The organism is Streptomyces sp. NPDC002690, assembly GCF_053592415.1.
Genome location: NZ_JBSFVR010000349.1, coordinates 1 through 7,863 on the forward strand (window position 1 = coordinate 1; position 7,863 = coordinate 7,863).

Consider the following 7,863-nt stretch of genomic DNA (forward strand, 5'->3'; position numbering starts at 1 on the left):
CGTCCGGGGACCGCGCACTACCCTGCGGGCATGACCACGCTCACCCCGTACGACAACATGTCCCCGGTCGCGCAGGCCGCCTACCGGGCGCGCGCTGCCGCCGCCGACATCGCGCCGCTGCCGCGCGCCGCCAAGGACGACGCCCTGCTCGCCGTTGCCGACGCCCTGGAGGTGCGCGCGGGCGAGATCATCGAGGCCAACGCCCAGGACGTCGAGCGGGCCCGGGCCGCGGGTACCGCCGAATCGGTCGTCGACCGGCTCACGCTGACGCCCGAGCGCATCCGCGCCATCGCCGCCGACGTCCGCCAGGTCGCGTCCCTGCCCGACCCGGTCGGCGAGGTCGTGCGTGGCTCCACCCTTCCCAACGGCATCGACCTGCGCCAGGTCCGCGTGCCGCTCGGCGTGGTCGGGATCATCTACGAGGCCCGCCCCAACGTCACCGTCGACGCCGCCGTCCTCTGCCTGAAGTCGGGCAACGCGGTACTGCTGCGCGGCTCCTCGTCCGCGTACGCGTCCAACACCGCCCTCGTGCGCGTGCTGCGCGACGCGGTCGGCGGCGCGGGGCTGCCGGCCGACTCGGTGCAGCTGGTACCGGGGGAGAACCACGACTCCGTCCGCGAACTCATGCGAGCCCGGGGTCTGGTGGACGTCCTCATCCCGCGCGGTGGCGCGGGGCTGATCCGCCGGGTCGTGGAGGAGTCCACCGTCCCCGTCATCGAGACCGGCACCGGCAACTGCCACGTCTACGTGGACGCCCGGACCGATCTCGCGATGGCCGTCGACATCCTGATCAACTCCAAGGCGCAGCGCCCGAGCGTCTGCAACTCCGCGGAGACGCTCCTCGTCCACAAGGACGTCGCCGACCAGTTCCTGCCGCTCGCGCTGGAAGCGCTGGCCGACGCCGGGGTGACCGTGCACGGCGACGAGCGCGTCCTGACGTACGCCGAGGGGTCCAAGGCGACCGTCGTGCCCGCCACCCCGGAGGACTGGGAGACGGAGTACCTCTCCTACGACATCGCCGCCGCCGTGGTGGACTCGCTGGACGCCGCCGTCGCGCACATCCGGCTCTGGTCCTCCGGCCACACCGAGGCGATCGTCACCACCTCCCAGGCCGCCGCGCGCCGGTTCACCCAACTGGTCGATTCGACGACGGTCGCCGTCAACGCCTCCACCCGTTTCACCGACGGTGGTCAGTTCGGATTCGGCGCGGAGATCGGCATCTCCACGCAGAAGCTGCACGCCCGGGGCCCGATGGGGCTGCCCGAACTGACCACCACGAAGTACATCGTCACCGGCGACGGTCACACCCGGTAGCCGGGTACGTCCCCTCCGGTCAGGGAGACTTCCCCGTCTCCCTGACCGGACCGCCCCGTCAGGGCTACCCTGAATCCGTGGACGACGTGGGGGGCAGGCCGTCTCCGGACGGCTGGGAGCCCGACGACGACCGCGGGGGCGCGGACGAGGACTTCGCCACCGTGGTCTTCGACGAGGACTTCGTACGGGCCGCGAGGATCCATGAACCCACCGCGGTGGAACGGCTGGTCGCCGCCGCCGAGGCGCGTGCGGAGGCCGAGGCGTCCCGATCCCGCTCGGCGGGCGCGGGCAGGGACGGCGACCCGTACGGCCCCTACGGCTCCGGGTACGCCGGCGGGCGTGGCGGTCCGGCCGACCCGGACGACCTCGACTACGACCCCGACCACGACTTCGGCAGAGGCCCCTACGGCCCGCACGGCGGAGTTCTGCGGCCCTACCGGGGTTCCGCGCGCTGGCACCGCCCGATCGCCTGGCTCCTCGCGCTGCTGATGGGGATCGGGATGGTCGCCCTCGCCTTCAGCGCCGTCTACCGCGGCGCCGCGGCCGACAGCCAGGACCACGTCCCGCCCACCACCAACGGCGTGGACGCCGCGGCCACGGATACGGCGGACCCCGACGGCGGACAGCCCGGGGCCGCGCGCCCGGCGGACCCGGACACACCCGACCCGGATTCCGTGCGCGGGGACTCCGTGGACCGGGAGTCCGGGGCGGGCCCGGATTCCGTGGGCGCGGTGGACGAGGTCGTCGGCGGTCCGGCTCCGGCCGGTGGGCAGACGGGGAGCCCGGTGCCCTTCGGCGCGTACACCTCCGGTACACCGGACACGGCCCGGCGAGCTCCCGGTGTACCGGGGAGCCTTCTGCCGTCCGCGTCCGTGGGCGCTTCCCTTCCGGTCGCCCCGCACACACCCTGAAGAGCGCGGGTGGGCGGGCCCACGGGCCGGAGTGTCCTCCCGGCCGTCTCCCGCACCCCGCCTCACCCTTTCGGCCGTGTCGCGCCGTAGCGCCCAGTTGTGCGAACTCCTCGGTTGGCCCCCTCCACCGCGTTTACCCGAGGGGTATTCGACCTACCCTCACTGTGTGACCCCTCTTCCGGAGGGGGCTTCTCGCTGCCCTCGGCCGTCTGGCCGGGCAGACCGTTGCGCACCGACCCAGGTCGCGTCACGCCCTCGGCCGGTGGTGTGGAGATCGGGAGAAGTCATGGCAGGCCGTGGAGATCCACCGGAAGAGCCGCCCGAGAGCTCCGCCGGCGGCGAGGACGAATACCGCTCGCTCGTCTTCGACGAGTCCTTCGTCCGCGCGGCCCGGCTCCAGGAGTTCTCCGCACAGGAACGCATGGGTGAGCACGCCCGTGCCGTGCGGTCGGTACCCCGGCGCTCCGCGCGCAAGGGCCCCGGTCTCGCCACCACGCTCGTCGTGCTCGTCGCGCTGGCCTTCGCCTCCGCCGTGTACATCGGTTTCCGCCAGCCGCTGCCCGACTTCGTCCCCGATCGCGCGGAACCGCTCCAGGCCACCGTCGTACCGCTCGCGCCGCGCGGAGCGGTGCCCGGCGGGACCCCCCGGTCGCTCATCGAGCACGGCCCGGCCGCGGACTTCCGCGTCGGGGCGGCCGGGATCAACCTGCCGGCGGTCCGGCGGACCGAGAACTTCTCCGACAGCCAGGTCATGGCCGCGCTGGCCACGGCCAAGGACTTCCTGGTGGAGTCCTCACTCGACCCCGACGTCCTCGGCGGGCGGGAGACCGGGACGGTCAAGGCACTGCTCGACCCGGACCAGGCCGCGGAATTCGACCTGAGCATGGACAGCCCGGTGGGCGACCGCAGGCACCCCGCGGCCGGCTGGCTGGTGCGCTTCGACCCGGCCCGCGCCGAACTCGCGGATCCCGCGATCCGGGTCTACGGCACGCTCGCCTACACCGAGACGGACCCGGGCAGGCTGGAGGTCGTCGCGGACCACACCTTCACCTACGTCCTGCGGCCCGCCGTCAACGGCCCCCAGCAGGCCGACAACGCCTCCCTGTTCACCGTGCACCGGCTGCTGCACTTCCGCTTCGACCGGGACGATCTCCGGCTGCACCGCCTGGAACTGCGCACCGCGTACGTACAGGCGGGACCGCAGTCCTGCTCCTCCGGCGCCTCTCCGGCGCTGAGCCCGCTGCTCGCGGGGGAGCGCGCCGACCCCGCCGGGCCCGGGGGCACCGATCCGTACGCGACCGGGACCCCCGTCGGCGGGCTCTGCGGCACGCTGGAGATCAGGTCCGCGCTCGGCCAGGCCCCTCCCGCACCGACGGCCCCGAGCCCGGCGTCCCTCATCCCGGTGTCCCCGAGCCTGGAGTCGGGGCCCGTGCCCAGCCCGGGGTCGATCCCCTGAACCGGCGGGCGCCGGGCCCGCGGCCGGGCTCGGTCCGCACGTGGGGCGGGCCTACTCCGGAACGGGACCGGTGCCGGGCGCCTCGTTCCGGACGCCCCCGGTGAACTTGTCCCGGAGCTTGCCGCCGAGGTCCCCGGCGCCTCCCGCTATGTCGCCGACCAGCTTGATCAAAGGGTCCTTGCTGGTGCGTACGGTGTCGGCGTAGTGCGCGGCGGACTCGCGGAAGGAGTCCGCCACCGAGGTGTCCTTGTCCTCCTCGCGGCGCGGATAGTGGCCGTCCATGACGCGCTGGAAGTCCCGGGTCTCCGACCAGCTCTTCAGCTCGGCCGCCCGCACGGTGGTGAAGGGGTGCGAACGGGGCAGCACATTGAGGATCTTGAGCACGGAGTCGCGCAGATCGCCCGCCTTCTCGTACTCGTCTGCCTGGGCGAGGAAGGCGTCGACGTTCATCTCGTGGAGGTGGTTGCCGCCGGCGATCTTCATCAGGCCGCGCATGGAGGCACGCAGGTCCTGGCCCACCAGCAGACCGGCCCGGTCGGCCGAGAGTTCCGACTTGCGGAACCACTCGCGCAACGCCGTCACGATGGCCAGCACCGCCACGTTGCCCAGCGGTATCCAGGCCACCTTCAGCGCGAGGTTCGTCAGGAAGAGCAGGACCGTGCGGTAGACGGAGTGGCCGGAGAGGGCGTGTCCCACCTCGTGGCCCACGACGGCCCGCATCTCCTCCTCGTCCAGCAGCTCGACCAGGCCGGTGGTCACCACGATGATCGGCTCGTCGAGTCCGATGCACATGGCGTTGGGCTGCGGGTTCTGCGTGACGTACATCGCGGGCACCTTCGCCAGGTCCAGGATGTAGCAGGCGTCACGCAGCATGGTGTGCAGGTGGATGAACTGCTCGTCGCTCACCCGCACGGAGTCGGAGAGGTAGAGGAGCCGCAGGCTCCGCTCCGGCAGCAGGCCGCTGAGCGCCTTGAAGACGGTGTCGAACCCGGTCAACTTGCGCAGAGCCACCAGCGCCGAGCGGTCCGCCGGGTGTTCGTACGCCCGGGAGGAGATTCCCGGGAACCGCCGGCGCCGCCTGCTGGGTTCGTTCGTACGGGTGTCGTCGCTCATCTGATCCCCCTGTCGATACGGGACGTCGCCCGTCCCCCTGACAACGGCCAGCCTAGGTGCTGGCGCTACGGTGTGCGGGGGGCTGTGGACAACCAAGAGGAGCACCCGGAATGCCGCACACCGTCGCACTGCTTGCCGCCGCCGCGGACGACCAGGGACCGGGCAACACGGTGCGGATCGTGCTGCTCGTCTCGCTCGTCGGGGCGGCCTTCCTGGCCTGGCTCCTGTTGCGCGGTTACCGCAACGACGACTCCAACGACTGAGTCGCCGTGAGCGTGCCCGACGGACCCGCATACGATGTGCCCGACGTCTTCCTTCCGACTCCCGATCGATAGGTCCTGCCGAAGATGAGCCTCACGAGCACCGCCCACCAGCTGGTCCTTCTCGCCTCCGAGGGTGGCGAAGGCGGCAACCACGAAAGCCTCAACCCGTACGTGACCGGCGGTGGCGCCTTCGTCGCCCTGCTGCTTCTGCTCTTCGTCACCACCCGTTTCAACCGCGACCGCTGAGCGGTGACGCCGTGCCAGTAGGGTCTGCACGCATGGGAGAGCAGGAAGTGCCTACCGGCCGCGGCAAGCGCCGAATCGGCGTCATGGGCGGGACGTTCGACCCGATCCATCATGGACACCTGGTGGCGGCCAGTGAAGTGGCCGCCCAGTTCCACCTGGACGAGGTCGTCTTCGTGCCGACCGGGCAACCGTGGCAGAAGAGCCACAAAGAGGTGTCGCAGGCCGAGGACCGCTATCTCATGACGGTCATCGCCACGGCGTCGAACCCCCAGTTCTCGGTGAGCCGCAGTGACATCGACCGCGGGGGGCCGACGTACACGATCGACACGCTGCGGGACCTGCGGGAGACGCACGGGGACGCGGACCTCTTCTTCATCACCGGCGCCGACGCGTTGTCGCAGATTCTCACGTGGCGAAACGCGGAAGAACTCTTCTCGCTCTCCCATTTCATCGGTGTGACCCGGCCGGGCCATGTGCTCACCGACGCGGGACTGCCCGAAGGCGGTGTCTCCCTGGTGGAGGTTCCCGCCCTGGCCATCTCGTCGACGGACTGCCGGTTGAGGGTCGCGCAGGGCGATCCGGTCTGGTATCTGGTGCCCGACGGTGTGGTCCGCTACATCGACAAACGCCAGCTGTACCGAGGCGAATGAGCCACGGAGAGGGGCACCGGTGGTGAACGACCGACAAGACCCGTACGACCCGTACGGACAAGAGCCGCAGATCATCGGCTATGACGCGTACGGGCAGCCGGTGTACCAGCAGCCCGGACAACAGGGCTACGACCCGTACGCGTCCCCGCAGGACCCGTACTCCTACGGGCAGCCGACGCGGAGTCAGCAGCCGCAGGGTCAGTACCCGCAGGCGCAGGGCCGGCAGGACGGTGCCGGACAGGGCTACGGCTACGACCCGTACGCCCAGCAGCAGCCGGTGCACCAGCAGCCGAACCAGCCGTACGACCCGTACGGCGGCCAGCAGCAGCAGCCGCAGCCGCAGCAGCCGCAGGGCGGCGAGCAGGGATACGGGTACGGCGGCGGTTACGGCTACGACACCGGGCAGCAGCCCGTCGTGGTCGACCCGACGGCCCAGCAGTGGAGCGTCCCGCAGCAGAACGTGGCGCCCCCGCAGCCCGCGCCGCAGCGGTCCGCGCCCCGGGGCGCTCCGCAAGCGGCCGGCCCGGCGCGTGCGCCGGAACCGGAGGCCGGGGTCGCCGAGCCCGGGGTCCCGGAACAGCGCCGGTCCTCCCAGGACTACCGCACCGGGCAGTTCTCCTTCATCGAGGAGCCGGACGAGGACTCCGAGGACGTCATCGACTGGCTGGCGTTCACGGAGAGCCGCAGCGAACGGCGCGAGGAGGCCCGGCGCAAGGGCCGCAACCGGCTGGTCGGACTGATCGTCCTCGTGGCGCTCGTCCTCGTCGCCGGAGCGGGTTACCTCTGGTCCGCCGGAAAGCTTCCCGGCTCCTCCGGCGCGGACGGCAAGGCCGCCACCGCGGGCGGCCCGCAGCAGCGTGACGTCATCGTGGTGCACCTGCACAACACCAAGGGCGGCGGGACGTCCACGGCCCTGCTGGTGGACAACGTCACCACCAAGAAGGCCACCACCGTCCTGCTGCCCAACTCCCTCGCGGTCTCCAACGACGACGGCACCGCCACCACGCTCGGCGAGTCGGTGGAGGACGACGGCAGCACCGGAACACGCGAGTCGCTCGACACCCTCCTCGGTACGAAGATCAGCGGCACCTGGCGCCTTGACACCCCGTACCTGGAGAACCTGGTCGAACTGGTCGGCAACATCGAGGTCGACACCGACACCGACGTGCCCGACACCAAGAAGGGCGCCGCGCCCGTCGTCCACAAGGGCGAGGCGCAGACCCTGAGCGGCACGATGGCCGTGGCGTACGCCACGTACCAGGCGAAGGGCGAGCCGGAGGCGAAGCAGCTGACCCGGTTCGGCCAGGTGCTGCGCGGGGTGCTGCGCAAGCTGTCCGAGGACCCGAAGGCGGCGACGATCACCGTGCAGACGCTGGCCCAGATCCTCGACCCGTCGCTGCCCGAGGCCGACCTCGGCGCCTCGCTCGCCAAGCTCGCGGGGCACGCCAAGGTGGGCGACTACACCACCGAGGTACTGCCGGTGCAGGACGACGGCACCCTGAGCGACGCGGCCACCAAGAGCGTGGTGAAGGACGTCCTGGGCGGTACGGTCCGGGCCCCGGAGAAGGACGCGGCGACCCGGGTCGGGGTGAAGAACGCCTACGGCGACACCGCCGCCCTCGACGCGGCGCGGGTGGTGCTGGTGAACGGCGGCTACTCCTTCGTCGACGCGGGCAAAGCGGACACCCGGTCCACCTCGGAGATCGTCTACGGCACGGCCGACGACAAGGCCAAGGCGGTGGAGGTCGCCAAGACGCTCGGTCTGCCCGAGAGCGTCGTGACCAAGGGGGAGGCAGCCGCGAACGCGGACGTCTCGGTGGTGCTCGGCCAGGACTACGTCTTCAAGAAGCCCTGATCCCGGTACCGGCCGGGTCGCGGGCTCCGCCCGCCGGCCCGGCGCCGCAGGGGCC

General features: G+C 71.6%; 7 protein-coding genes and 1 pseudogene. 7 read left to right on the forward strand and 1 reads right to left on the reverse strand.

Annotated elements, in window-relative coordinates; all coding sequences use genetic code 11:
• Window positions 1-30 precede the first annotated feature (30 nt).
• From ACWD3D_RS29955 to ACWD3D_RS29965, 3 genes and pseudogenes are all read left to right on the forward strand, one after another.
• The gene (locus tag ACWD3D_RS29955; protein WP_451463897.1) at window positions 31-1,314 is read left to right on the forward strand and encodes a glutamate-5-semialdehyde dehydrogenase; all 1,284 of its coding nucleotides are present in this window, start codon (window positions 31-33) and stop codon (window positions 1,312-1,314) included.
• A 77-nt stretch (window positions 1,315-1,391) separates the two neighbouring features.
• Window positions 1,392-1,976, forward strand: a pseudogene (locus ACWD3D_RS29960) (SCO2584 family spore wall biosynthesis protein); the annotation flags it as partial.
• Between the two features lie 535 nt (window positions 1,977-2,511).
• Window positions 2,512-3,681, forward strand: a complete 1,170-nt coding sequence (locus ACWD3D_RS29965) for an SCO2583 family membrane protein (RefSeq protein ID WP_451463898.1) — start codon at window positions 2,512-2,514, stop codon at window positions 3,679-3,681.
• Between the two features lie 51 nt (window positions 3,682-3,732).
• Here ACWD3D_RS29965 and ACWD3D_RS29970 read toward each other — a convergent pair whose 3' ends face one another.
• On the reverse strand, window positions 3,733-4,794 hold the full coding sequence (locus ACWD3D_RS29970) for a M48 family metallopeptidase (protein WP_451463899.1): 1,062 nt from the start codon (window positions 4,792-4,794) through the stop codon (window positions 3,733-3,735).
• A 110-nt stretch (window positions 4,795-4,904) separates the two neighbouring features.
• Here ACWD3D_RS29970 and ACWD3D_RS29975 point away from each other — a divergent pair, with 110 nt between their 5' ends.
• From ACWD3D_RS29975 to ACWD3D_RS29990, 4 genes are all read left to right on the forward strand, one after another.
• Window positions 4,905-5,057 carry a hypothetical protein gene (locus ACWD3D_RS29975; protein ID WP_451463900.1) on the forward strand — a complete coding sequence of 51 codons (153 nt, stop codon included), beginning with the start codon at window positions 4,905-4,907 and terminating at the stop codon, window positions 5,055-5,057.
• Between the two features lie 84 nt (window positions 5,058-5,141).
• Window positions 5,142-5,303, forward strand: a complete 162-nt coding sequence (locus ACWD3D_RS29980; protein ID WP_387373029.1) for a hypothetical protein — start codon at window positions 5,142-5,144, stop codon at window positions 5,301-5,303.
• Window positions 5,304-5,335: 32 nt separating this feature from the next.
• Window positions 5,336-5,953 carry a nicotinate-nucleotide adenylyltransferase gene (nadD, locus tag ACWD3D_RS29985; RefSeq protein ID WP_328721707.1) on the forward strand — a complete coding sequence of 206 codons (618 nt, stop codon included), beginning with the start codon at window positions 5,336-5,338 and terminating at the stop codon, window positions 5,951-5,953.
• Between the two features lie 22 nt (window positions 5,954-5,975).
• Entirely contained in the window at window positions 5,976-7,808 is a 1,833-nt protein-coding gene (locus ACWD3D_RS29990) for a LytR C-terminal domain-containing protein (protein WP_451463901.1), read from the forward strand.
• The last annotated feature ends 55 nt before the right edge of the window (window positions 7,809-7,863 follow it).